The organism is Streptomyces roseifaciens (assembly GCF_001445655.1).
GTDB lineage: Bacteria > Actinomycetota > Actinomycetes > Streptomycetales > Streptomycetaceae > Streptomyces > Streptomyces aureoversilis.
The window spans coordinates 787324-809450 of record NZ_LNBE01000002.1 but is presented as its reverse complement, the minus strand read 5'-3'; the positions used below and the strand labels follow the sequence as shown (position 1 = coordinate 809450).

The window sequence follows — 22127 nt, the reverse complement described above, 5'->3', positions numbered from 1 at the left end:
GCGGATGTGTTCGCCTCGCTCCCGCGGCGGGATCAGCGGCGCCGGTGGGGTGGGTGTTATCTGCGAGGCCTGATGCTGCGGGATGTAGAGGTCAGCCGGCTGGCGGTGGGCATGGCGCTGGCGTTCGTCCCCGTCGTGGTGCTGCCCCACCTTGTCGCGGTGGGGGCCGATGACATGAGCCGCTATCTCGGCAAGGACCTGTGACGCCTGGTTGCCCTGGGCGTGGTGGTGTTCTTGTTGTTCGGTTCCGTCATGCGCACACGGGAGCTGCAAGCCGATGCTCGCGCCAAGTTGCCGGAGAGGGTCTGGGCGTGCCTGCCGACCGGACGTTTCCCGTGGGTCCACCCCAGTCCCGGCAAGCGTCGGGCGGCCGCGGCCGACCCGTGGGTGGTGGACCGGTCCAGTCCGTGGCGGGCAGCCGCCACCGGCGTGGCGGCCGGCATCGCGGTCTTCCCCCTCGACAGCGCCTTCACCGTGGTGACCGACGACACCGCCCGCCTGGGCCGCTCAACAATCGAGGGCCTGACGATCGGGCTGATCATCGCAGCGGTCATCGGGCCGGCCATGTGGCGTCTGGCAGCTCACCGGGACCGTACCGGTGCGTGGTTGCGGCTCTGAACATTCATGGACACCGACCGCCTCTGGCTGGCAGAAGTGTGCTTCATCGCCCTCCTGGCCGTTCTGCAGGCATTGCTGTGCCGGTGGATCGTGGTCACCGCTCCGGCATGGCAGACGGGCACACCGGCCACGCGAACAGCACCCGAGAACCTCGGCAGCCCCGGCGAGCAGTCCCGGCTGCGCCCCCTGGCGCCTGCCCACGACCGGCCAGGTGGGCACCGCGGCGCCCAGGGGGTGATGCGCTGCGGCAAGCCCTGGCCGCCCGATTCGGTTACCGCGCACCTGTACTCCACGCGGTGTCCGTGACTGTCTTGTGGTGAGCCGTCACCTTCGTGCCCATCATCTGCTACTTCTGGCCGCCGGCAAGGGCAGTCGCCAACGCGGACGTCGCCGCCACGATGGTCACCGCACCACTGCTCAGCCTCGCTGTGACCGCCCCACTGGCCCGCCTCCTACGCCGCCCCGCAATCACCACCCCGCCGCCGGCTACCCGGCCGCGTGACCGGTGGCGCCTGATCACCGCAATCACCACGGCAGGTGTCCTGATCATCGTTGCGAGCTTCTTCGCAGCCCACCGCTTCGTCACCATCGCCCCCGCCCTTCCGGCAGACGAACGGGCAACTCGCTGCACCACAGGACGCTGGCACGTGCACTCAGACGTCCACACCTTCACCATCCAAGGCGAAAAAGCGCAGGCCGTCGGCGGGAAGGGAAGCACCTGGCACGTCAAGGACCACAAGCTCGTCTTAGCGAGCGTCACAAACACCAGCGAAACCCGCACCCTCTACCTCGCCCCCAACAAGCCTATGGACCACCAACCCCCGAAGCCCACCACCACAACACGCCCCGAGCCCCGCTCACTGGGCTGTTTACACCCCCATCTGGTGCTCGGGCTCGAGGGCGGCCACGAGGTACTGACAGCTGAAAGCGGACGCAACCGGCAGCGATAGCCGAGTGCTGGTTCAGCGGGGACCGAGGCCGGGGCCGCTCACGCCAAATGGGCGGTAAGGAGCCCAAGGGCACAGTGCGCCGCGAATACATTTGGCATCATTTGGGCATTTGGCGTTAACCACCGAGTCGACATGATAGGAATTGATCGCAATGTGCGAATTGCTCAATTACGGGCCTTTGGTGGCAGGATGCGGCCCCGGAGCCTGTGGCATAACACGGGCTCCTCGGTACGTTCGCCACGTTCTCCCTGGTTGCCCCAGAGGTGAAAGCACACCGGGAGCCGAGAGATGACTCAGACCAGTGCAGGCAGTGCCATTCCGGGGCAGCGAGACGGCTTTGCCGGGTCACCCGGCCTCAGCCTTTCGACGCCACCCCGGCCGGCCAAGGCCGTCATCGCCAACTTCAGGCTGCTACGTGAGACCGAGCTCTCCTTCACTGACAAGGTGACGTTGTGCGTCGGCCGTAACAACACGGGGAAGACCTCGCTGGCGAAGTTGTTCAAGCTCTTCATCGCTCGCGACCACACCTGACATGGCGGGGAAGCGAGCAGGGACCGGTAGCCGGCCCGGAACCGCCGCGGCGAGCGAGGCCCCTCGGGCAGGTGCGGCTGCTGATCCAGACGCTCGGGGTCCGGATCAGCTCAGAGCGTCGTGCCGTCGGGGAGTTCCTTCTTCGCGTCGACCACGGCTCGCTTGATGACCACGGTCTCGTAGGTGACGGCGCCGGGTTCGAGACCCCGATACGGCTTGACCAGCACGTCACGCTGGCCGAGGTACGCATAGGTGTTCCTGTCGAAGATCCACTCCTGACGGCTCTCGGGGCCGGTAAAAGTGATTGCGACACCGGGCCGGCCGGTCGCGTCGGCAGCCTTGTCCACGAGCGTGACGCCCGGGATCTTGGCAGCCGCCTTGAACAGTGCGGCGCTGATCTTCGGCGCCGCGATCTGCTCCTCCAACAGCTGGCCTATCTCCCCGAACGCCGTCCAGTCGGCCTGCGGGTCGCCCATCCTGCCCCCCTGGTAGAGGCGCTTGAGCAGGACGTCGGGGTCGGTGGGGAGCGCCTTGACGCTGTTGTAGGAGCCCCGATCGGTGACGTCATCGGCACGCTCGAGGTCGAGGTCCTCGCCGTTCTTGTCCATGAATTCATGGCCGGGCTCATAGATGAAGCTCTTGAGGCCGTCGGGCGAGTGCCAGACCTGGCGCGAGTGCAGCGGAGTCACCGCGAGCTTCTCCTTACCGCCCGCCCTGTCGACCCGCCCGCCCGTCACCTTGCTCTCCACGTAGATGTACTGGTCCTGCCGGGGCTCCAGGGCCGGCTGCCGTGCCGCCGCGAGCGAGATGCGGTCGACGGTCGCCGACAGGCCTTTGGAGGTGCCGGGTTGCAGCTTCGCACCGGCCTTCGGCGGGCGGGTGTCCGTACCCGAGGTACCCGAGCTGCCCGGGGCAACGATCACGGCGCCCGCTATCACGGCTGTGGCGGCCGGCAGCGCAATCCAGGCCGTGCGGCGCGCAAGGGAGCGCGGTGCGCACAGGGCGGTCCGGTGCACCTCGGCCCACAGGGCCTCTTCGAGCAGGTCCTGCCGGGCCTTGGGCAGGGCGGTCTCGTCCTGCCGGGGAAGCAGCAGGTCGAAGTCGCCGTGGTCGAGCGGCTCTTGGGGCCGCCGGGAGATACGCATCATCGGTTCCACTTCTCGTTCGGCCGGTTCAGGTTCAGGTGCAGGTGGAGGCGCTCGGGCCGCCGGGCCGCCATCTCGGCAGCGTGTTGCCGGAGCTCCTGTTCGGTGAGCTTGCGCAGGCGCTCGCGGGCCCGGAACAGCCGCGACCGTACGGTGCCGACGGCCACGCCCAGAGCCTCGGCCGCTTCCGCATAGCTCAGGCCGGACCAGACGCAGAGGGTGACGACCTCGCGCTCCGACCGGCGCAGCTTCCCCAGGGCGTTCTTCGCGGCGGTGAGCTGTTCGGCGTCCGCCATCCTGCCCACCACTTCACCCGCGATGTCCGGCACGGCTTCCTTGGCGGGCATGCGGGCCAGGGCCTTCGCGTGGCGGCGGGCGGCACGGTTGGTGTTGCGCTGGATGTTCACCGCGATGCCCATCAGCCAGGCCTTCGCGCCGTCCGGCTCCTCGGGAAGCCGGGCGCGCAGGCGCCAGGCCTCCAGGAACGTGAGCGAGACGATGTCCTCGGCGGTGGACCGGTCGCCGGTGGCGCGGATGGCGTAGCGGTGGACGATCTGGGCGTGTGAGCGGAAGAGATGGCGGAACGAGTCCGGGTCGCCGTCCCTGATGCGGGTGTGTATTGACGTCACGTCTTGATATGTCCGGTAGGAGGTACGGGTTCCCATGATGTGGGTCACACGACGGGACGAGAGCGCCCCGGCTGCGCTGTTCGGGTTGGGGGCGGGGCATCCCACCGGCTTCAGGTGAGGTCGGTGGCGGGCTCGGTAGCGTAGCGGCTCATCACGTGGATGCCGGCCTGGCCCGTGTTCTCGACGGATTCGCCCAGCAGTGGCGCCCGTATCCCGGCTCACACACCCGCATCGTCTCCGTTCCACCGCCCGCCGTTCAGGGCCGGGAGGAGGGGCGGCTCGAGGACGAGCGGGCGTTCCTCTCCGCTGCCACCACACAGCCGGCCGCCCTGAAAGAGGTCCGGGCCTACCTCCACGCGGAGGACTTCGCGGACCCCGTACACGCAGGGCTCTTCGGGTGTCTGGCCGCGCTGGTTCACCGTGGTGAGGCGATCGACCCCGTCACCGTCGTCTGGGAAGCCCAGCACCGCGGCCTGCTCACCCACACCACACCCGAGGCCATCCTCACCGCCTGCGCCCCTTCGGGAGCCGACCCCGCCTACTGGGCCTCACGCATCCTGCGCCACTCCCTGCTGGAGACGGCCGCCGCCACCGCCGGCCGCATCGGCCACCTCGCCGCCGACCCCACCCTCACACCACACCAGCTCATCACCGCAACCCACCGCACCCTGGGCGACCTGACCGCCGTCCGGCTCCACTGGCACCGCACCCACCCCGGCCAGTACCGCGCCGCCCCCACCGGCCGGTCCACACCCCCGCCCACTCCCCGCCCCCGCGGCCGCCCACCACCGACAGCCAATGCACCACGCATCACCGTACGCACCCGGTAGAGCTCGTCTGCAGGCCTCCAACACCCGCCCTGAATTCAAGGAAACGCTGTGCCTCCCGCCCCCGATGTGATCACTCCCGACGAGGTGCGCGAGGTCTCCCATACGCTGCTACGCCTCGCCCGCAGGCTCGACAGCAAGATCTCCGCACACGAAGCAGCCCGACTCCTGGCACCGATCCTCGACCGGCACGGTGTGCTCGACCGTCTATCCCTGGTCCTCGACGCCGCATGCATCAGCACCTACCACCACGCCTCGGGCAACCAAGAACACCGCGACCTGTGGCAGAGCTTCTCCCAGGCCGGAGAAGCACTCCACGACCACGCCACCGCGCTCACGGGCACCGATCAGATCCTTGCCGCCCTGCACACCCCGCCCACTCCATCGCACCTCCCAGCCGCCCCGGCCACCGCCCAGCGCACACCGGCACCCAAGGCGCGCCAGTGAAGCGGCAGAAGTGGGCCACCTGGAGCCCCGAGACACCCGAGCAGCACTACTTCGTCCGCCCCAGGCACCTGGCCGGCGGCGGCAACCTCGCCTACATCACCGAGCACCTGCGGGCCAGCGGCTGGAAAGACCACGCTTCACGCGCCGGAACACCCATCGTCTTCGACAGCCCCGACCACAGCGTCCGCCTCGGATACGACCCCTCCACCACCCCGCCCGGCTGGACCATCTCCGGCAAAGCCACGCCAGATCAGCCCGCCTGGCACGCCACCTTGAGCTCCCGTATCCCGGTTGAGATCGTCGCCGGCGTCACCCACGCCCTCACCCAGCCCCGCCGCGCCCACGCCCCCAACGTGTGGGCGCCGCTCAGAGAACAGAACTGGCGGACGGACAACCGGGACGGGCACCACACCGCCACCAGCCCGGACGGCACCGCCACCATCCGCTTCCACCAAGAGGAGCCCGGCACCGCCATCTGGTGGGCCACCGCCCACACCGAACACGGCAAACAATGGGAGGCCGTCTTCAGCCACCACACGCCCATGCACCTCGTCGCCGCGTTCACCACCGCCCTCGCCGACCCCGAACCCCTCCTACGCCCCCGCGACCACGTCCCTGCCACCCAGAAGATCCACACCACATCCGTCTCCGCACTGCCCTCACAGATCACCGCACGCCTGCGGGAGAGAATCACCAGTGCTCGCGCCACCACCTGGGCCCATGCCAGAACACCGCAGCCCGCCGCCCCCAGGCCCCACCCACAGCCAGCCCATACCTCACGGTGACGACCCACCAACTGCTGCTCACCCGTCACAACAAGCACGGTTGCAGCACCAGGTCCAGATGCAGATGGCCCCGGTGCCCCTACTGCTGATGCCTGGAGCAGCTCTCCACAGGAGACTCGGGTGGCCGATCGTTCAAGGTTGGCCTGTCCATGAACGTTTTCCGGTGGTAAAAATGAACACCGGCGTTCGTATGGGGGATGGCGCACGGGGGGTAGGGGTGGACGCATTACCGCAGGGCAGCGGCTCGACGGGCGCGGAGAACGTGTCTGTGTCGCAGTATGCGCCTTTGCCATCGGCGGTTTCACATAACCGGTTCGACACACGCACACCACTGCAACAGGTCTTCTACTGGACGCCAGACCAGTGGGAGCAGTTCACCTGTGAGTGGGTCCGCATGCGCAGGGACGAGCTCGGTTACCTCGGTGTCGAAATCGTCGGAGGGACCAACGACCGCGGCGCCGATGTAGTGGCCTTTATGAGCGACCAGAGGCTGAACGGTGTTTGGCACTGTTACCAGTGCAAGCACCACTCCGCAGACCTGACGCTCGACGACGCATTGCCCGAGATGATCAAACCGTTCGTGGCCACGTTGGAGACAAGTAGGACTCTTCCTACCAGATACACCTTCGTTGCGCCGAGGATCCACCCCCGTCTGAAGGACACCGTACTGACGCCAGCCGAGCTGAAGAAGCGGTTCCTGGCCTACATGGACGGACGGACACGGCCGGTCGCCGCGCTGCCCTCCGCGACCCGCGAGGCAGTGCGCGAGCTGGCGGTCCGCACTGACTTCTCGATGTTCTGGACCGTAAACCTTGACGAGGTCTTGGAGGTGTACAGCAAGTCACAGCTATTCGCCTCCCGCTTCAACCTCCCTCCCACCGGCGAACCCCGCAAATTACTCCCTCCGCCCGTTCCTCAAGGCAATGAGGCGCGCTACCTCCAGAAGCTCCTGGACGTTTACCAGGAGAGGTTCGGCGTGGATATCGCGACCGTTGAGGACGCGTTCGAGCACCCGTCTTCGGGACAGCATCTTGGGCGACAGCGTGTGGCATTCTTCGATGCCGAGTCTCTCCGCATGTATGCGCGGGAAAGCGTTCCAGGGGATGCCTACGAGGAGTTACAGGACGACGTGCTGGCCAACCTGATTGAGGTGATTGACATGGACTTCCCCTCGGGGTGGGACCGGTTGCAGGAGGTACTGAAAGCGTCCGGGCAACTGGTCCCTACTGGCTCGCCCCTGCTGACTCACTTGGTGTCGCACTTCCGCAACAGCCAGCGAAAGGGTATGTGTCACCAGCTGGCGAACGACGATAAGTTGACGTGGTGCAAGGGGGGTTGCCGGTGAATCCGCTCAACAGCCCGGTTGAATTGGGGATGCGAGCATTGGTTCTGCTGGCCCGCAGCCATCCCGACCCACTGGACCTTTCCTGGCTTGTCCTGCTGGATCACGCCATGCTGCACAGCGGTCAGTTCGACGGCCCGCCGAGCCTCCACCCGCAGCTACCGGCCCAGCCGGGCGAGCTTGGCATGAAGCGCCATCTGGTACAGGAAGGGCTGGAGGTCCTGATGCGCGCCGGTCTTGCCACGGTCGAGGCGACCGGTGACGGGCTGGTCTATAAGGTCACGCAGCGCGGGTCGGGGTTTGTGGGAATTCTGGAGGCGCCGTACGTCGATGCACTGAGCCTGCGTGCGCAGTGGGCCATCGACCAGTTCGCGTCAGCCACGGACGTTGTGGCCGCCACACGCGACATCACCGCTCGCTGGCACGACGAGTTCACTGCCTGCACACGACACCTGGGGATCAGCCATGGGTAGCCTCACCCTCACGCATCTGACATACGCAGGCGCGGGGCTGCCCACTGCCAGCGTGGAATTCGACCCCACGTTCACGGTCATCTACGGATCTTCCAACACCGGGAAGACTTTCATCGTCGACTCCATCGACTACATGCTCGGCGGCCATGTGCGCCCGTACATCCCACGCGCTGAGGGCTACGGGCAGATCCTGCTCGGGCTGCTGTTGCCCGACGGAAGTCCCCTGACACTCGTACGCAAGCCCGGTGGCAAGAGCATCCATGTACACCAAGCCGACCTGCGGGGCATGGTCCACGACACACCCGACGCCGTCGTCTCGGCCCGCAGGATCCGCAGTCGCCGAGATATCTCGCACTATCTACTCAGCAAGGTAGGCCTGGACGACAGGTACATCCGCACCAATGAGTCCGGCAATACCGAACTGCTCAAACTTGCCGACCTGACACACCTTTCCGTGGTCACCGACACGCGCATGATCGATCCAAACCCTCCCTCGCAGCGAACGCGCGGCACTGCGGCCCGGACCGCCGCGCGCTCGGTCATGAAGCTGATGTTGACCGGTGAGGATGAGCCTCCAGCGACGACGCTCCCCAATGCGTCTCAACGTCGTGTCCAAAGAGGCAAGATCAACCTGATCGACTCGCTGGCATTGGACTTACACGCCAAGCTCTCCCGCGACCAGTCCCCAGCAGAGCTGCGAGAGCAGCTGGCTCTTCTGGAAGGCACGCTGGAAGATATGGCCCGTTCCTTGGCCCGTGAGTCCGAACAGCAAGCCCGTGCCGTCGCTGCTCGCGCGCAACTCGCCCAGACAGACGCCGAGCTGGAGACACGTCTGGGCGAGGTGCTCGACCTGTTGGGACGATTCGACATCCTGCGTCAGCAGTACGAGTCGGACCTGGCACGCCTGGAGATGGTCAGTGAAGCCGGGAACCTCCTGGGCTACTTCCAGGTCGGTCGCTGTGTCTTTTGCGGAGCAGACCCTGAGCACCAGCATGCCCAGCACGGCAACCAGGAGACCACGCAGCTACATGAGGCCGTCGTTGTCGAGTCCACCAAGACCCACTCCCTGCTCGCTGATCTACTGCTGACTCTCTCGGACCTGGAAGCCCAGCGCGACGAACTAATCGAACGCCGGAACGCTTTGACGCGACAGGCAGGCGAGGCGGACAGTGTCCTGGCGCAGATCGAAGCGCGGCTGGCTCCCCTCAATGAGGAGCTGCAAGCGGTTGTCGCCGAACGGCTGCGCGTGGAGAGGGACCTGGAACTGCGTGCCCGGATCGACGAACTGGACGAGCACCGCTCCGAGCTGGTTTCCCAAGGGGCTTTACCCTCCAAACGCGTGGAAGCGTTCATCGCGGGCAGAATCCTGACTTCCTTCGACGGCGTCTTGCAAAGCACCCTGGACTCCTGGCGCATCCCCAACGTCGAGGCGGCCGGCTTCGACCCCTACGGCGGGGACGTAAGTGCGGGTGGGACCACTCGTGCGGGGCACGGCAGGGGCATGCGGGCGCTGCTGCATGCCGCATTCTCAATTGCCCTGGCCCGCTACTGCCTGGACCGCCGGCTCCCGCACCTCGGCTTCCTCGTTCTGGACTCACCTTTGGTGACGTACAAGGAGCCTGATTATGACGCCGACCGTATCCCGCCGAACGTGATCGACCACTTCTACCGCTCAATCCTGGCCTTCCCCGGCCAGGCGATCGTCGTCGAAAACGCGCCCCCGCCCCCCGACGTCCTCGAGCATGCGCGAATCATCACGTTCAGCGGTAGCGGAGACCGCCCCGGCTTCTTCCCCGCTCGCCCCACCAGCGTCCTGGCCAGGCCCTGACCACCGGGGGCCTGAAGCAAGGTTACGACTCCACCTTCATACTCAGGACGCACGAGCGACTTCTCCAAAAGGTTGCTTCTGGCAAATTGCGCCACGGCAGCTGATCGGAACCACCTGAGCGCGACCACCGATCGTTCGGGCTGCGCCTAGGACCAGGATGCGTGGAGCCCTGAGGCCGCCCACCACCACCGGCGGCACCATCTCGTCAGCCCGCTGCAGGTCCGCCCTGGAGCGCAGGCGGACCTCCAGGTCGCCGGTGCCGTGGTGACCGATCCCGCGGACATCGCGACTGAAGCCGTCGACGAGGTCGAACTCGTCCGGGCCAGCCTTGAGGTACATCACGATCGCATCCCGGCGGGTGTTCACCACACAGGCGAAGTTCCGCAGGCGCCGGTAGGCGTCGTAGGTCTGGCGCTCCACCTGCTGGGTGTCCTCCCCGAGCGCGAGCAGCGTGTCGTGCAAGGCTTCCCGCAGCGCCGCCAGCGATCCCTCTGCCGACTCCCCGCTTGTGGGTGCGGCGGGTCTGGCCGGCTGTTGGGCTGTGCGGCGGGCGGTGCCGGGTTCCTGGACGGAGGCGACGGTTTCCAGGGTGAGGAGGCTGTCGCTGAAGCAGCGGTAGGTGACCAGGTCGATGGTGCGGCCCATTTCATGGACGGCGTGGAGGTCGTAGCGGGTGAAGTTCTCCGCGATGCAGATCACGCGCGGGGCGGACCACAGCACCTGGGAGGCGGCCTCCTTCCCGAGGCGCTCGCGGACCAGGAGCTGGAACTCACCCCGGTGATCGACCAGCCAGGAGAGATAGAACAGTCCCTGGCTGATGACGTTGGCGCCCCGCTCACGCTTGTACTCGACGATCACCGGAGCGCCGTTCTCATCAAGGCCGAGAGAGTCGATCCGTCCGCGGTGCCGGGCACCGGTGCTGTACTCGCTCGCCAGGAAGCGCACCCCTGGCAACGCCTCCATGTTCGCCTCGACCAGATCCTGCAGATGACGCTCACGCACCGCACCGCGGGCGGTGATCTCCGCCACGCCCTCGTCACCGATACTGAACAGCCTCAGACCACCCGACACCCTGCTCCTCCTCGCTCCCGTCTGCCGCAACGGCGGCGGACTCACGATTGTTTCCAGGACGCCACGTGTGCCGCTGACGATCTTCCAGAGCGGACCCCCTGGGGACCCTCGCGACCGTCCGGTCGGCACACCCTCCGCACCGCCCGACCTGTAGCCAAATGTCGAAGTTCAACGCTCCGTAGTCAGCACAAAGTCAGCACGGGAGAGGCTCGCAGGGGTGCTGACGTGCGATTTTAGTCAGCACGAAATCAGCACGGGAGTCAGCACCGCATCAACAAATGATCTCAAATCAGGGCAATCGATTTCTTGAGCTCTCTCGGATTTTCTAATACGAGTTGGGCTCCTGACGTCACCCCTCGCACCTCGGCATGGCGGCCGCCCTCACATCCCGGCCCCGAACTATGGATCCTCACAACATAGGCCCCCCACCTGCTACTTCCTACGGTATGGCGACGCAATGACGCACCCTCCCCCACCCGGAAGTGATGACCATGGCCACCCCCGCACCACCCACACCCACCCCCAACTCCCTCCCCAAGATCGTCGTCGCAAGCCTCATCGGGACCACCATCGAGTGGTACGACTTCTTCCTCTACGGATCCGCCGCTGCGCTCGTCTTCAACAAGCTCTTCTTTCCCGGGTCCGATCCGCTCGTCGGGACTCTGCTTTCCTTTCTCACCTACGCCGTCGGCTTCGTTGCGCGGCCTGTTGGGGCGTTGGTGTTCGGGCATTTCGGGGACCGGCTGGGGCGGAAGCGGTTGCTTGTGGTGAGTCTGGTGATGATGGGGGGTGCTACGTGTGCCATTGGGGTGTTGCCTACCCATGCTGCCGTCGGGTCGCTGGCGCCCGTGCTGCTGACTCTGCTCCGGCTCGTGCAGGGGTTTGCGCTGGGTGGGGAGTGGGGTGGGGCCGTGTTGTTGGTGTCCGAGCATGGGGATGCTCGGCGGCGGGGGTTCTGGGCTGCTTGGCCGCAGACTGGGGCTCCTGCCGGGCAGTTGCTCGCCAGCGGGGTACTGTCCGCGCTGACGGCGCTGTTGTCCGATGCGGCGTTTTTGTCGTGGGGCTGGCGGGTGCCGTTTTTGTTGTCGGGGCTGCTGGTGATCGTGGGGTTGTGGATCCGGCTGTCGGTCGACGAGTCGCCGGTGTTCAAGGCCGCCCTCGCGCGGGCCTCGACGGGTGAGCCGGAGAAGCCGCCGCTCGTTGCGGTGCTGCGGGACCACTGGCGCGACGTCCTGGTCGCCATGGGTGCCCGTATGGCGGAGAACATCAGCTACTACGTCATCACCGCCTTCATCCTCGTCTACGCCACCGAGCACACCCAGCTGTCCAAGCAGACCGCCCTCGACGCCGTGCTCATCGGCTCCGCCGTACACTTCGCGGCCATCCCGGCCTGGGGCGCCCTCTCGGACCGGATCGGGCGGCGACCCGTGTATCTGATCGGAGCCGCGGGCGTGGGGCTCTGGGCTTTTCCGTTCTTCGCGCTCGTGGACTCCGGGAGTTTCGGCGGGCTCGTGGCTGTCACGGTCGGGCTGGTGCTTCATGGAGGGATGTACGCTCCCCAAGCGGCCTTCTTTTCGGAGATGTTCGCTACCCGGATGCGGTACTCGGGTGCCTCGATCGGCGCGCAGTTCGCGTCCGTGGCCGCCGGCGCGCCGGCGCCCCTGATCGCCACGGCGCTGATTGCGGAGTACGACAGCGGCACGCCGGTCGCCTTGTACGTGATCGCCGCCGTCGTGCTCACTCTGGTCGCGGTCGGTCTCGCGCCTGAGACGCGTCACCGTGACCTCGACGGCCCGCTCGCGGATCCGACGGCGGCGGGGCCGCGAGACGGTGCAGCCGCAGCGCCAGCTGGATCTCCAGGGACCGGGCGGGCGTCTGCCAGTCCGGCCCCAGCAGACGGCCGACGCGGTCCAGACGCTGGGCGACGGTGTTGACGTGCACGTGCAGGGCGTCCTTCGTTCGGGCCGGGCTCATGCCGGCGGCGAAGTACGCGTCCAGGGTGGGGACGAGCGCCGTGCCGCGCCGCGTGTCGTAGTCGACGACGGGCCCGATGGTGCGGGCCACGAACCGGCCGATACGGTCCCCTCCCCCGCCCTCGTCTCCCGCCCCGGCGAGCAGCAGCCCTACAAAGCCGAAGTCGTCTGACGCCGCGCCTTCTCCGTCCCGGCCGAGTACGTGCAGCACGTCGAGGCAGCGCCTCGCCTCGGCGTAGGCGCCGGCCACGGCTGCGGGGTCGGCCCCCGGAGCGGGTACGGGCGCGGAGGCGCCCACCGTGACGCCGCCGGGGACCGCGGCACCCAGCTGGCGGGCGGCGCGGCGGGCCGCTTCGGACGGGCTGTGCCGCCCGTCGTGCGGCAACAGCAGCACCGTGCCCCCGTCTCGGGCCGCGGCCAGGCCCTGCCGGGTCGCCGCCAGGTGGGACGCCGCGGACCATAGCCGTTGCCGGTGGTCCGCGGGTGGGGGCCATGTGGTCGCGGGCCCGTCGTCTGCCTGTTCTCCTTCCTCCGCCGGACTCGCCGGACACGCTGAGTTCCCCGGGCCCAGCGCATTCGCCGGACTCAGTTCACTCAGGGCACAGCCGCGCGCGGCATCCGCCGTGCCCTCCACCACCCTCGCCGCCAGGACCACATGCGGCGTATCCAGATCCGCGCGCAAGCGTGCGGCTCGCTCCCTCAGCAGGCGCAGGTCGCGGCCGGGCGCGTCGAGGAGGTCGTCGAGCAGCTCGCCCCGTACCCGCTGTTCGGCCTCGCCTGCCTGGCGGCTTGCGAGTTGCAGGAGTGAGGTGACCATGGCCGCCCGTTCCAAGGTGCGCTGGTCGACCGGGTCGAGCTCGGGGTGTCCGTGCAGGACCAGGGCTCCGAGGAGTTCGCCGCCTGCGGAGACGGCGGCGTACCAGCCGTCCTCGTGGCGTACGGCGCGGGAGCGGTCGACGGCGGCCGTGGGGAACTGGCCAGCCTCCAGGAAAGTGACCTTCCCGCCGAGGCTCTCCGCGACGGCCGCAGAGACGTCGTGCACGTCGCCGCCGTGCAGGACGAGTGCGGTCAGCCGGTCGTGGACGTCGGAGGCGCGCTCGATGACGGCGCTGCGGTCGCGGATGATCTCGTTCGCGGCCTCCAGTCCGGCGAGGGCGGAGCGGGTCTCGGCCAGCAGGTTCGCCGTGTCGATGGCGACGGCGGCGTGTGCGGCGAACGAGGCGAGGAGCGCGGTCTGCCCGCGTTCGAATGCGCGGGCGCGGCGGTCCGCCGCGAAGAGCACCCCGATGACGTGGCTGCCGAGCTTGAGCGGCACGCCGAGGATCGCGACCAGGCCCTCGTCGCGGACTCCCGAATCGATGGCCCGGGTGTGTTGAAAGCGAGGGTCGTCGAAGTAGTCGTCGGTGACGTAGGGGCGGGCGGTCTGGGCGACCAGGCCGCCCAGCCCCTCCCCCATGCCGAGCCGCAGCTGCTGGAAGCGGGCCGAGACCGAGCCGTCGGTGACGCGCATGTACGTGTCGCCGGCGGCCTGGTCATGGAGGGTGAGGTACGCGACGTCCGTGCTCAGCAGGGAGCGGGCCCGCTGCACGATGGCCTGCAGCACCGCGTCGAGGTCGCGCAGGCCGGCCAGGTCGTGGGCGGTCGCGAACAGGGCCGACAGTTCGGCCTCGCGCCGCCGCCGGTCCTCCAGCTCGGCCCGTACTCGCAGGGCGAGGTGCTTGGCCCGCTCGAGGGCGGCGAGCCGGTCCGGTGGTGCCCCGTCGGCGCGGGCGCGCAGCACCGGACGCTCGTACTCCCCGGCGGGCGCGCCGCGGGCGAGCAGCGCGAGGTACGGGGTCTCGGTGTGATCATCGGACATGGGCACAGGCTTACCGCCGCCGGCCGACGGCGCGCCAGACATTGGGCGATCGCCGGTCTGTGAGCGGCCCCCGGTCAGTGAGCAGCCCCCGGTCAGTGAGCGATCACCGGTCTGCGGGCGGTCGCTGCCCTTCGGTGATCCGCCTCCGCTCAGCGGACGCCCGTCCTTCAGTGGGCCGTCCATCCGCCGTCCATGGTCAAGGTGCTGCCGGTGATGAAGGAGGCGTGCGGTCCGCACAGGTAGGCGACGGCCTCGGCGACCTCGCCGGGCTCGATGAGGCGCTTGAGGGCCGAGTCCGCCAAGAGGATTCCCGTGAGGACGCTCTCGGCCGGGATGTCGTGGAGGGCCGCCTGGTCGGCGAGCTGCTTCTCTACGAGGGGGGTGCGCACGTAGCCGGGGCTCACACAGTTGGACGTGACTCCGTGTGGCGCCCCTTCGAGAGCGGTGACCTTGGACAGCCCTTCGAGGCCGTGCTTGGCGGCGACGTAGGCGGACTTATAGGCGGAGCCCCGCAGCCCGTGCACGGAGGAGATGTTGACGACACGGCCCCAGCCCCGCTCGTACATGTGTGCCAGGGCTCCCCTCAGCAGCCGGAAGGGTGTTTCCAGGAGGAGGGTGAGGACGGCGCGGAACTTCTCCGGCGGAAAGTCCTGGATGGGGCGTACGAGCTGGGTGCCGGCGTTGTTGACGAGGATGTCGGTGCCGGCAGCCGCCTCCTCGGCCGCGTCGAGGTCCGTGAGGTCGAGCAGCACGCTCTCGACGGCGCCGGGCAGGCATGCTGCCCGTGCGCAGAGAGCGTCCAGGCCGGAGGCGTCCCGGTCCAGGGCACGGACCCGCGCTCCGGCGGCGGCCAGCCGCAGGGCACAGGCGGCTCCGATCCCGCCCGCGGCCCCGGTGACCAGCGCCGTGCGCCCGCGCAGGTCGAGCGCGGTGGCCACCGGGTGGGGGCGCGGATCGGAAGGGTCCGGAGGGTTCCAGGAGTTCAGGGGGTTCAGCGGGTTCGGGGAGTGGGACGCGGTCATGCCCGCACCCTAGGCGGGAGCAACGGCCGAACCGATGTGCTGCACCACCACAGTGTCCCTCGGAACCATGGCGCTGAAAGACATACGGTTCCTGCGCCCCGAGTCGCCCCCGAAGGACACGGAAACCCGATCACCGCCACGTCCTCGTCACCACGGCCCGTCACATCATCCCCCTCAACCTCCCCGGCAACATCATCCCCAACCAAGTGCCCACAAAGGGCACTTGGGGCACGGTAGGGTGTCCGCCACACGAGTGCGCTGTGGCCCATTCCGTCACGGGCCGAGCGGACATCGCCGGGCTGGGCCGTTCCTTTTGGATCACCTGATCGTGGGTTCAATCGGTGGTTCCGGTTGTGCGATGGGCGATACCCCACGGGCGTGGGCCGACGGCAACCCCGTAGTGGCGATGCCCGAGCGGCCCGCCGGGCGACCACAGCCTCTCGCTCAGCCTTCACCCGACCTTTCCCCTGTCTCGCCTTTGCCTCGACCGAGGCAAAGGCGAGGCCACGCGAACGGAGAGCTCCGTGCGAATGACCGAGATTCAGCGATGCGAGATCCGACCCGGCCGTGTCGTGGAATGGACGCTCCATCCGTCCTCCGTCGAAGCCGCGATGAGCTTGCCGGACGATTCCCGTCCACCCGCGTACGTTCAGGAATCCCACGTCCGTACGGCGCGATCGGTCCGCCAGGACGGCCTGTTCGTACCCACCTGGCTCGGCACGGCATTCGACATCCCGGGAAAAGTCGACCTCGACGTCCTCCACGTCGCTCTGCAGACATGGACGCTCCGGCACGAGACGCTACGCAGCGGATTCCGCTGGACAGGCGACGACATGCGGCGCTTCACGCTGGGCGCCGACGACGTCATGCTGCAGCGCCAAGACGTCGGTGACTTTCCCGACACGGCGACGCTGACCCAGTACCTCCAGGATCGCTTCGACGTCGTGGCGAACGCGCTCGTCTGGCCGAACTTCCTCTTCGCCGCAGTCGTCCGGGACGACTGCACCAGCGTGCACATGGCGTTCGACCACAGCAACGTCGATGCGTACTCGATCCAGCGAATCCCCAGTGAGCTACACGATCTCTACTCGGCCGGCCTCGAAGGCCGCTCCGTGGATGCCACCCCGGTCGCCAGCTATGTCGACTTCAGCGCAGCCGAGCGTACGGAAGCCGATCGGATCGACGACACGCACGCGATCGTCTCCCGCTGGAGAGAGTTCATCGCCCGGTGCGACGGGAAACTGCCGAACTTCCCCGTCGATCTCGGGCTCGACCCCGAAGGCCCGCTGCCGGTCCAGAAGTTCATGCACGAGATGCTCGCGGACGATACGGAGGCAGCAGCGTTCGAGGCGTACTGCCGCCCGTACGGCGGCAGCTTGGTCGGCATCCTCGCAACCATCGCCCTCATTGTTCACGAGATCGGCGGGCAGCAGGTGTACCGCACCGTCGTCCCGTTCCACACCAGGGCGAAATCCCAGTGGTCGGACTCGGTGGGCTGGTATGTGGGCGGCGCACCGATCGAGATTCCCGTGGCCCAGGCGCCCGACTTCGACAGCGCACTCGCGATGGTCCGCGCCGCGCTGCGCGAGAACCGGCAGATGTCGCGGATTCCCATCGCCCGCATGCTCCGCCTTCTGGGATCCGACTTCCGGCCCACGTCCCCGGACCTGTACTCGATCGTCTCGTTCGCCGACGCGCGCGTCATCCCCGGGTCGGAGCTGTGGCAGGACCAGAAGGCGTACGGGCTGATCCGGGTTTCGTACGGCGACCAGGTGTGCATGTGGACCACCCGGCTCCACGAGGGCTTGCAGTTCGCCAGCCGCTATCCGGACACCGACGTCGCGCACAGAAACATGCTCCTGTGCGTGGAGCGGCTGCGGGAGCGCATCGTCGCTGTGGCGCGGGAACATTCGGCTGTGCGCGTTTAGCAGTGCTCCGTTCATAGCGCTCCATTCGTAGGGCCCGCGCCCCGCCAGGTTCGTTGCTGTCCGGCTCTGTGCTCACGGGCAGAGCCGGACAGTGGGCGTGCCGCAGCAGCAGCCGCTCTGCTGTGGCACGCCCCGCCCGCCCGCAGGGCCGGCGGGGCATCGCCCGCTCCGCACTCGTCCTCAACCTCAACCTCAACGGACAGCGGGAACGCGATGGGGAAGAGACTCGCCGAGAGGAACCCCGTCAGCGACGGGAAGGAACCTCGTCAGCGACGGGAAGCCGAACCCTTGGGCGGCTCGATGCGTACCCGCTGCTCGACAGGTGCGTTCTCGATGTCGTCGAGTTGCCCGATGATCGTGCTGCGCAGGTCGTCGTAGTCATCGAAGTAGTAGTCGTTGAAGAGCGTGTGGCCCGTCCACATCAGGTTGGCGCACACTCGTGCCGGCACCCGGCCGGTCTGGGCGCCCATGCCGACCAGCGCCACCGACTCGATGCTGCCCGGCGCCTCCTTGTTCTTCCGATGGATCGCCTGGAATGCGGCGGCGCACGCCAGGGCCACATTCAAGGTTTCACTCACGTTCTGCGAGGACGTTTCCATCGTGGGCGTCGATATCAGGAACTTCGGATTGACCGCCCCGGACGGCACGCACACCGCACCGCCCACCGGGAGGCTTCCCGCGAACTGGTCGCGGATCGCGCGCTGAACGCGCAGTTGGATTCCCGCGCCGAGGTGCCGCTTGATGGCCGCGTCGACCCCGCCGTCCATCCGGCCACGGGAATTGGTCGGGGTGACCCAGGCATCGACGTTCTCATCGAGGATCGAGCCCTTGCGGATCTCGATCCCGGGGGTGTCGGCGAAGGCCGCCCGCCATGCCTCCACCACCTTGGTGTTGATGTCGGTCAGCACCACCCTGAGCGGGGACTGCATGCGGTTCACGGTCATAGTGCACTCCTATCGGCAACCGGTCCTTCGACCACTCACGAAGCTACCTTGCCCCACTGACAACGGCGCTGGCGGCGGTGGTTCGTGACCCGCCGTCACGATTGCGAGCGCACCGACCCGGTGCTAGCCTGCCGCCAGATTTCCGCAGGTCAGCCCTGACCTCCGACACTCCGACGAGAGCCCACCGGCCTGCACGCACGGCGCTTGGGGCTCCTGCCCCCTCTTGTCGCATTCAGTACTTTTGCGCGGAACTCGCCCACCATTCGCCTCACCAACCATGTCTCCATCAGCACGGTTCGATAATTCGGAGTACCTCCACAATGAGCGATGCCAACAACCCGGCCCAGCCCGACCCGAATGACCCTCTGGCCCTCACCGAACTGTTCAAAGGCGGCGGTGAACCGTGGCTTCCGCTCCTGAAGCCGGTTATCGAGGCACAGCCGGACGCAGCCAGGTTCATCGGCCCGGGTCGGGGACCGGAAGTCGTCCCCGTCCGCGAACTGACCTTTCAGGCGCTCAAGCCCAATCCACCGCACAAGTGGAAGGTCGTCATATTCGGGCAGAACCCGTATCCGCGGCCGGAAAGCGCCACCGGCATCGCCATGTTCGACAACACCTTCCACGACTGGAAGGACAGCCAGTTCGGCAGGGTCGTCAGCATCCGCTGCATCATCAAGGCAGCGGCGATGTGGAAGTACGGGATTCCCAAGAAGACCCCTATCGCCGACATTCGTGCGCTGCTGAAGAAGCAGGACACCGTCCAACCGCCGGAGTGGTTCCAGGCGATGCTCACGCAGGGCGTGTTGCTGCTGAACGCGGCACTCACCGCGAGCAGTGAGGGAGCGAGGGGAGCCGACCCGCACACCGCATTCTGGCGCCCGGTCGCCGAGCGGATCGTCGAGGAGATCCTCAAGGCCAAGCAGAACGCCGACGAGGAGGACCGCGGCGTCGTCTTCGCATGGTGGGGTGCTCACGCACGCAGTCTCAAGAAGATCGTCCTCCGGCTCCAGGAGAAGTACCCCGACGTCGACGTCCGGCACATCGACCACCCCAACCCCGCGGCGCAGGGCGACATCTTCTGCGACGGCGACCATTTCGGAATGGTGAACGATGCCCTCGCATCGCTCGGCGCCGACCAGATCGACTGGCTGCCGAGCAAGGGCTGGAACAAGCTCGCGGAGGGGGCCGGCGGGACGGACGACGGCGTCGCCGACCGCATGGGCGCGTTCATCACGTCCACCATGGAGCTGCACCAGCTCTACCTCGAACGGCTCTCCAGCGTCAAGGACGAGGGCCTCGCCCTCCCCGCGATCACCGGCGTGTTCGACACCCCGCTCATGGAGTTCCGCGACGCCGTCGCCCCGGTCGCCAAGCTGCTGTCCGGTCTCAACCGGCACGTCGACCTGTCGCACGATTTCGGCAAGCGGCGGGCGGACGAAGCAGTCGGCAACGGCAGCCTGTCCGCCGACGCGATTGCCGCCCTCTACCTCTACACCTGTGAGTCCGCGTTCTACCGGGAAATCAACAAGGTCCTGCGCTCCCCGGACCGGGACAGAATCGTCCCGTATCTCCCCTACCTGCGGCTGCTGTTCTCGGCGGTTTCGCAGCTTCCCGCCCGTACCGAACCGCTGTGGCGTGGCGTATCGCTGGACCTGCGCGCGCAGTACCCGCTCGGTCGGACCGTGACCTGGTGGGGCGTGTCGTCGTGCACGCCCAAGCTCAGCGTGGCGCAGGCATTCCTCGGCAGCCGCGGCAAGCGGACGCTCTTCGAGGTGGTACCCGCCCGGGCCGTGGGCATCAGCAGGTTCTCCGCCTTCACCGGCGAGGAGGAATTCATCCTCTCGCCGGGCACACAGCTCAAGGTGACGGGCGTAACGACCGAGCGCGGGGGTCTGTGCACCGTGAAACTGACCGAATTGGAGGAGCAGCACCTCGTGTCCTGAGCGGGGGTTGGCACGGCACCGGCACGGTATGGGCACGCGTACGGGTACGGGTACGGGTACGGGTACGGGTGCAGCACAGCAGGCTGGCCGGCAGGTCTTCCCTGCCGGCCAGGATTGCGGCCACGGTTACGGAAGGATGAGCGGCAGGTCCCGGCGAAAAACGGCCATGGCCCGGCCGGGGCCGTCGTAGTCGTCGACGATTCTCGCGTCGAAGCCGAGGCTGCGGTGGAAGGCGATCGAGCCGGTGTTCGCAACCGAAGTGATCGCTTTCAGCCGCCGTGCCCCAAGACCTTCCGCCGCCTCGGCGAACTCCGTGTACAGACGACGCCCGAGACCGGTGCCGCGAGCGTCGTCCCGCGTGGCGATCAGATGCACGTATCCGGTGCCGCCCGGGGTGACGAACCCGAAAACGTACCCGCGGATCCCGTCCCCGGCCCGGGCGACCAGACAGGTCGGGCCGAACTCCTGCACCAGCGCCAGAACATGCAGCGACCGGAGGTCACGTTCGCCCCAGTAGCGAGAGTGATCGGCCAGGACCTGGTGAAAGTCGGCCGTACCGGCCGACTCGATCTGTATGTCCATAGCAAGGATCATGACAGGGGCGTGTCGGCCGCCTCACGCCGCAAAGCCCCCTTGGGGGCAGTTGCAGGGGCCATGTATCCGCGTCACGCCGGTGCGGCAGGATCGAGCGCGGCTCGACCGCGTGCTGGAGGCCTTCGGAGAGCATGCGCCGGGTGTCCGGGTGGAGTTGGTCGCGCTGCCCGTACGGAACGTCTCGCGCAGCTCGTGGACAGGCGCCTGGATGCCGTCTTCGTGCGGGGCGGTGCACCTGTCTTCGACAGTGCCTCTGCTCAGCACAGTGACGAGCTGCGGCGTCGCCTGCTCTGGGAGGACGAGCTGGTGGCAGCAGTGCCTGCCAGGCATCCACTCGCCGAGCAGCCGACAGTGAGCCTCGCCGAGCTTTCGGCGCTGCCGCTGCGTCTGACCGAGCGGCGTCGTCACCCGGCGTTGGTCGACCTCGTCCTCGACGGCTGCCGGCAGGCGGGCTTCGAGCCGACTCCGGGGCCCGTATTCAGCAGTCTTCAGGACACCCTGGCGGCGATCGGCTCGGGCACGCCGATGTGGACGGTGGTCTACGCCGGCAACGCCCGGCTGATGCGGCTGCCGCGCGTGGCCTTCGTCCCCTTCTCCGGGTCCGGGCTGCGACTGCTCGTCGAGCTGGTGGTCCGGGGCGGCACGTCCTCCCCGCTGGTTGGTTTGCTGCAGGATGCCGTGGCGGGCCGCACCCGGCCGCCGGGCGGGGCGCCTCTCGCTACCTGATCAGCGGTCCTCGCCATCGGCGAGCAGTCATCAGTGATCAGTGATCAGTGATCGTGATCGCTGCGAGAGTCAATCGGGTCTGGGTGGGCACCGGCCCCGCGCGGTGAACTGTTTCCAGCGACGGAACGCACCGCACCGGAACCGCCGGTGGGGCGCTCCAGTCCGGAAACAAGGAGCACATCATGCCCATCGTCACCATTCAGCAGGGTCCCCGCGACATCGAGCTCAAGCGTGATCTGGTGGCTCGCGTCACCGACGCGTTCGTGGACGCCCTGCACATTCCCGCCGAGGCCGTGCAGGTATGGATCCACGAGGTTCCGGCCGACAGCTGGGGCGTGGCGGGCAAGCTGACTGCCGACAAGTAGACCGCTCTGCCTCTGGGCGGGGGCCGCACCTGTCTCAAGACCACGTGTCCGGGGGTCACGTGGTCTCGGGACGAGGCTGCCTCACCGACGGGGAGCCGGGCGCCGGCCCGACCGGCCGGCGCCCGCCC

General features: G+C 67.8%; 22 protein-coding genes and 1 pseudogene. 16 read left to right on the top strand and 7 right to left on the bottom strand.

Annotated elements, in window-relative coordinates; all coding sequences use genetic code 11:
* Positions 1-72 precede the first annotated feature (72 nt).
* The 5 genes from AS857_RS41815 to AS857_RS05140 all read left to right on the top strand — a co-directional run bounded on the left by AS857_RS41815 (position 73) and on the right by AS857_RS05140 (position 2099).
* The gene (locus AS857_RS41815; RefSeq protein ID WP_275477351.1) at positions 73-204 is read left to right on the top strand and encodes a hypothetical protein; all 132 of its coding nucleotides are present in this window, start codon (positions 73-75) and stop codon (positions 202-204) included.
* Positions 205-225: 21 nt separating this feature from the next.
* On the top strand, positions 226-618 hold the full coding sequence (locus AS857_RS05150; protein ID WP_144440724.1) for a hypothetical protein: 393 nt from the start codon (positions 226-228) through the stop codon (positions 616-618).
* Between the two features lie 6 nt (positions 619-624).
* Positions 625-924 carry a hypothetical protein gene (locus tag AS857_RS39425; RefSeq protein ID WP_144440723.1) on the top strand — a complete coding sequence of 100 codons (300 nt, stop codon included), beginning with the start codon at positions 625-627 and terminating at the stop codon, positions 922-924.
* A gap of 26 nt (positions 925-950) precedes the next feature.
* On the top strand, positions 951-1568 hold the full coding sequence (locus AS857_RS39420) for a hypothetical protein (protein WP_144440722.1): 618 nt from the start codon (positions 951-953) through the stop codon (positions 1566-1568).
* A 288-nt stretch (positions 1569-1856) separates the two neighbouring features.
* Entirely contained in the window at positions 1857-2099 is a 243-nt protein-coding gene (locus AS857_RS05140) for an AAA family ATPase (RefSeq protein WP_058041894.1), read from the top strand.
* Between the two features lie 110 nt (positions 2100-2209).
* Here AS857_RS05140 and AS857_RS05135 read toward each other — a convergent pair whose 3' ends face one another.
* Both AS857_RS05135 and AS857_RS05130 read right to left on the bottom strand, forming a co-directional pair.
* Positions 2210-3247 carry a CU044_5270 family protein gene (locus AS857_RS05135; RefSeq protein WP_144440721.1) on the bottom strand — a complete coding sequence of 346 codons (1038 nt, stop codon included), beginning with the start codon at positions 3245-3247 and terminating at the stop codon, positions 2210-2212.
* Positions 3244-3909, bottom strand: coding sequence for an RNA polymerase sigma factor (locus AS857_RS05130; RefSeq protein ID WP_079110124.1), 666 nt, complete (start codon positions 3907-3909; stop codon positions 3244-3246). The genes AS857_RS05135 and AS857_RS05130 overlap by 4 nt, the downstream gene beginning before the upstream one ends.
* A gap of 119 nt (positions 3910-4028) precedes the next feature.
* On the opposite strand from AS857_RS05130, the gene AS857_RS05125 reads away from it, so the two are divergent.
* The 6 genes from AS857_RS05125 (at position 4029) to AS857_RS05100 (ending at position 9575) form a co-directional block, all read left to right on the top strand.
* On the top strand, positions 4029-4703 hold the full coding sequence (locus tag AS857_RS05125; RefSeq protein ID WP_058041892.1) for a DnaB-like helicase N-terminal domain-containing protein: 675 nt from the start codon (positions 4029-4031) through the stop codon (positions 4701-4703).
* 48 nt (positions 4704-4751) lie between these two features.
* Positions 4752-5147 (top strand): hypothetical protein, encoded by a 396-nt coding sequence (locus tag AS857_RS40995; RefSeq protein WP_245699582.1) that lies wholly within the window; start codon positions 4752-4754, stop codon positions 5145-5147.
* The gene (locus AS857_RS05115) at positions 5144-5932 is read left to right on the top strand and encodes an SPDY domain-containing protein (RefSeq protein ID WP_058041890.1); all 789 of its coding nucleotides are present in this window, start codon (positions 5144-5146) and stop codon (positions 5930-5932) included. The genes AS857_RS40995 and AS857_RS05115 overlap by 4 nt, the downstream gene beginning before the upstream one ends.
* A gap of 172 nt (positions 5933-6104) precedes the next feature.
* Positions 6105-7277: an ABC-three component system protein gene (locus AS857_RS05110; protein ID WP_144440720.1), complete on the top strand. Its 1173-nt coding sequence runs from the start codon at positions 6105-6107 to the stop codon at positions 7275-7277.
* Positions 7274-7747 (top strand): ABC-three component system middle component 2, encoded by a 474-nt coding sequence (locus tag AS857_RS05105; protein WP_107105514.1) that lies wholly within the window; start codon positions 7274-7276, stop codon positions 7745-7747. The genes AS857_RS05110 and AS857_RS05105 overlap by 4 nt, the downstream gene beginning before the upstream one ends.
* On the top strand, positions 7740-9575 hold the full coding sequence (locus AS857_RS05100; protein WP_058041887.1) for an ATP-binding protein: 1836 nt from the start codon (positions 7740-7742) through the stop codon (positions 9573-9575). The genes AS857_RS05105 and AS857_RS05100 overlap by 8 nt, the downstream gene beginning before the upstream one ends.
* Before the next feature lie 42 nt (positions 9576-9617).
* Here AS857_RS05100 and AS857_RS05095 read toward each other — a convergent pair whose 3' ends face one another.
* Positions 9618-10646: a DUF5655 domain-containing protein gene (locus AS857_RS05095; RefSeq protein ID WP_063804157.1), complete on the bottom strand. Its 1029-nt coding sequence runs from the start codon at positions 10644-10646 to the stop codon at positions 9618-9620.
* A gap of 485 nt (positions 10647-11131) precedes the next feature.
* On the opposite strand from AS857_RS05095, the pseudogene AS857_RS37165 reads away from it, so the two are divergent.
* Positions 11132-12376 (top strand): annotated as a pseudogene (locus AS857_RS37165) (MFS transporter); the annotation flags it as partial.
* Between the two features lie 7 nt (positions 12377-12383).
* Here AS857_RS37165 and AS857_RS05085 read toward each other — a convergent pair.
* Both AS857_RS05085 and AS857_RS05080 read right to left on the bottom strand, forming a co-directional pair.
* The gene (locus AS857_RS05085; RefSeq protein ID WP_079110070.1) at positions 12384-14477 is read right to left on the bottom strand and encodes a helix-turn-helix domain-containing protein; all 2094 of its coding nucleotides are present in this window, start codon (positions 14475-14477) and stop codon (positions 12384-12386) included.
* 167 nt (positions 14478-14644) lie between these two features.
* Positions 14645-15499 (bottom strand): 3-hydroxybutyrate dehydrogenase, encoded by an 855-nt coding sequence (locus AS857_RS05080; protein ID WP_079110069.1) that lies wholly within the window; start codon positions 15497-15499, stop codon positions 14645-14647.
* A 530-nt stretch (positions 15500-16029) separates the two neighbouring features.
* Here AS857_RS05080 and AS857_RS05075 point away from each other — a divergent pair.
* A complete protein-coding gene (locus tag AS857_RS05075) occupies positions 16030-17427 on the top strand; it encodes a condensation domain-containing protein (protein ID WP_058041885.1) in 1398 nt (465 codons plus the stop codon).
* 266 nt (positions 17428-17693) lie between these two features.
* Here the strand turns inward: AS857_RS05075 and AS857_RS05070 are convergent, their stop codons facing one another.
* Positions 17694-18371 carry a macro domain-containing protein gene (locus tag AS857_RS05070; RefSeq protein ID WP_058041884.1) on the bottom strand — a complete coding sequence of 226 codons (678 nt, stop codon included), beginning with the start codon at positions 18369-18371 and terminating at the stop codon, positions 17694-17696.
* A 320-nt stretch (positions 18372-18691) separates the two neighbouring features.
* On the opposite strand from AS857_RS05070, the gene AS857_RS05065 reads away from it, so the two are divergent.
* Positions 18692-20314, top strand: a complete 1623-nt coding sequence (locus AS857_RS05065; RefSeq protein WP_058041883.1) for an ADP-ribosyltransferase domain-containing protein — start codon at positions 18692-18694, stop codon at positions 20312-20314.
* A 126-nt stretch (positions 20315-20440) separates the two neighbouring features.
* Here AS857_RS05065 and AS857_RS05060 read toward each other — a convergent pair whose 3' ends face one another.
* Positions 20441-20908: a GNAT family N-acetyltransferase gene (locus AS857_RS05060; protein ID WP_058041882.1), complete on the bottom strand. Its 468-nt coding sequence runs from the start codon at positions 20906-20908 to the stop codon at positions 20441-20443.
* On the opposite strand from AS857_RS05060, the gene AS857_RS42255 reads away from it, so the two are divergent.
* Together AS857_RS42255 and dmpI are read left to right on the top strand one after the other, a co-directional pair.
* Positions 20798-21634: a LysR family substrate-binding domain-containing protein gene (locus AS857_RS42255; RefSeq protein ID WP_420823909.1), complete on the top strand. Its 837-nt coding sequence runs from the start codon at positions 20798-20800 to the stop codon at positions 21632-21634. The two genes, AS857_RS05060 and AS857_RS42255, sit on opposite strands and share 111 nt — an antisense overlap.
* 182 nt (positions 21635-21816) lie before the next feature.
* Positions 21817-21999, top strand: a complete 183-nt coding sequence (gene dmpI / locus AS857_RS05050) for a 4-oxalocrotonate tautomerase DmpI (RefSeq protein WP_058041880.1) — start codon at positions 21817-21819, stop codon at positions 21997-21999.
* Positions 22000-22127 lie beyond the last annotated feature (128 nt).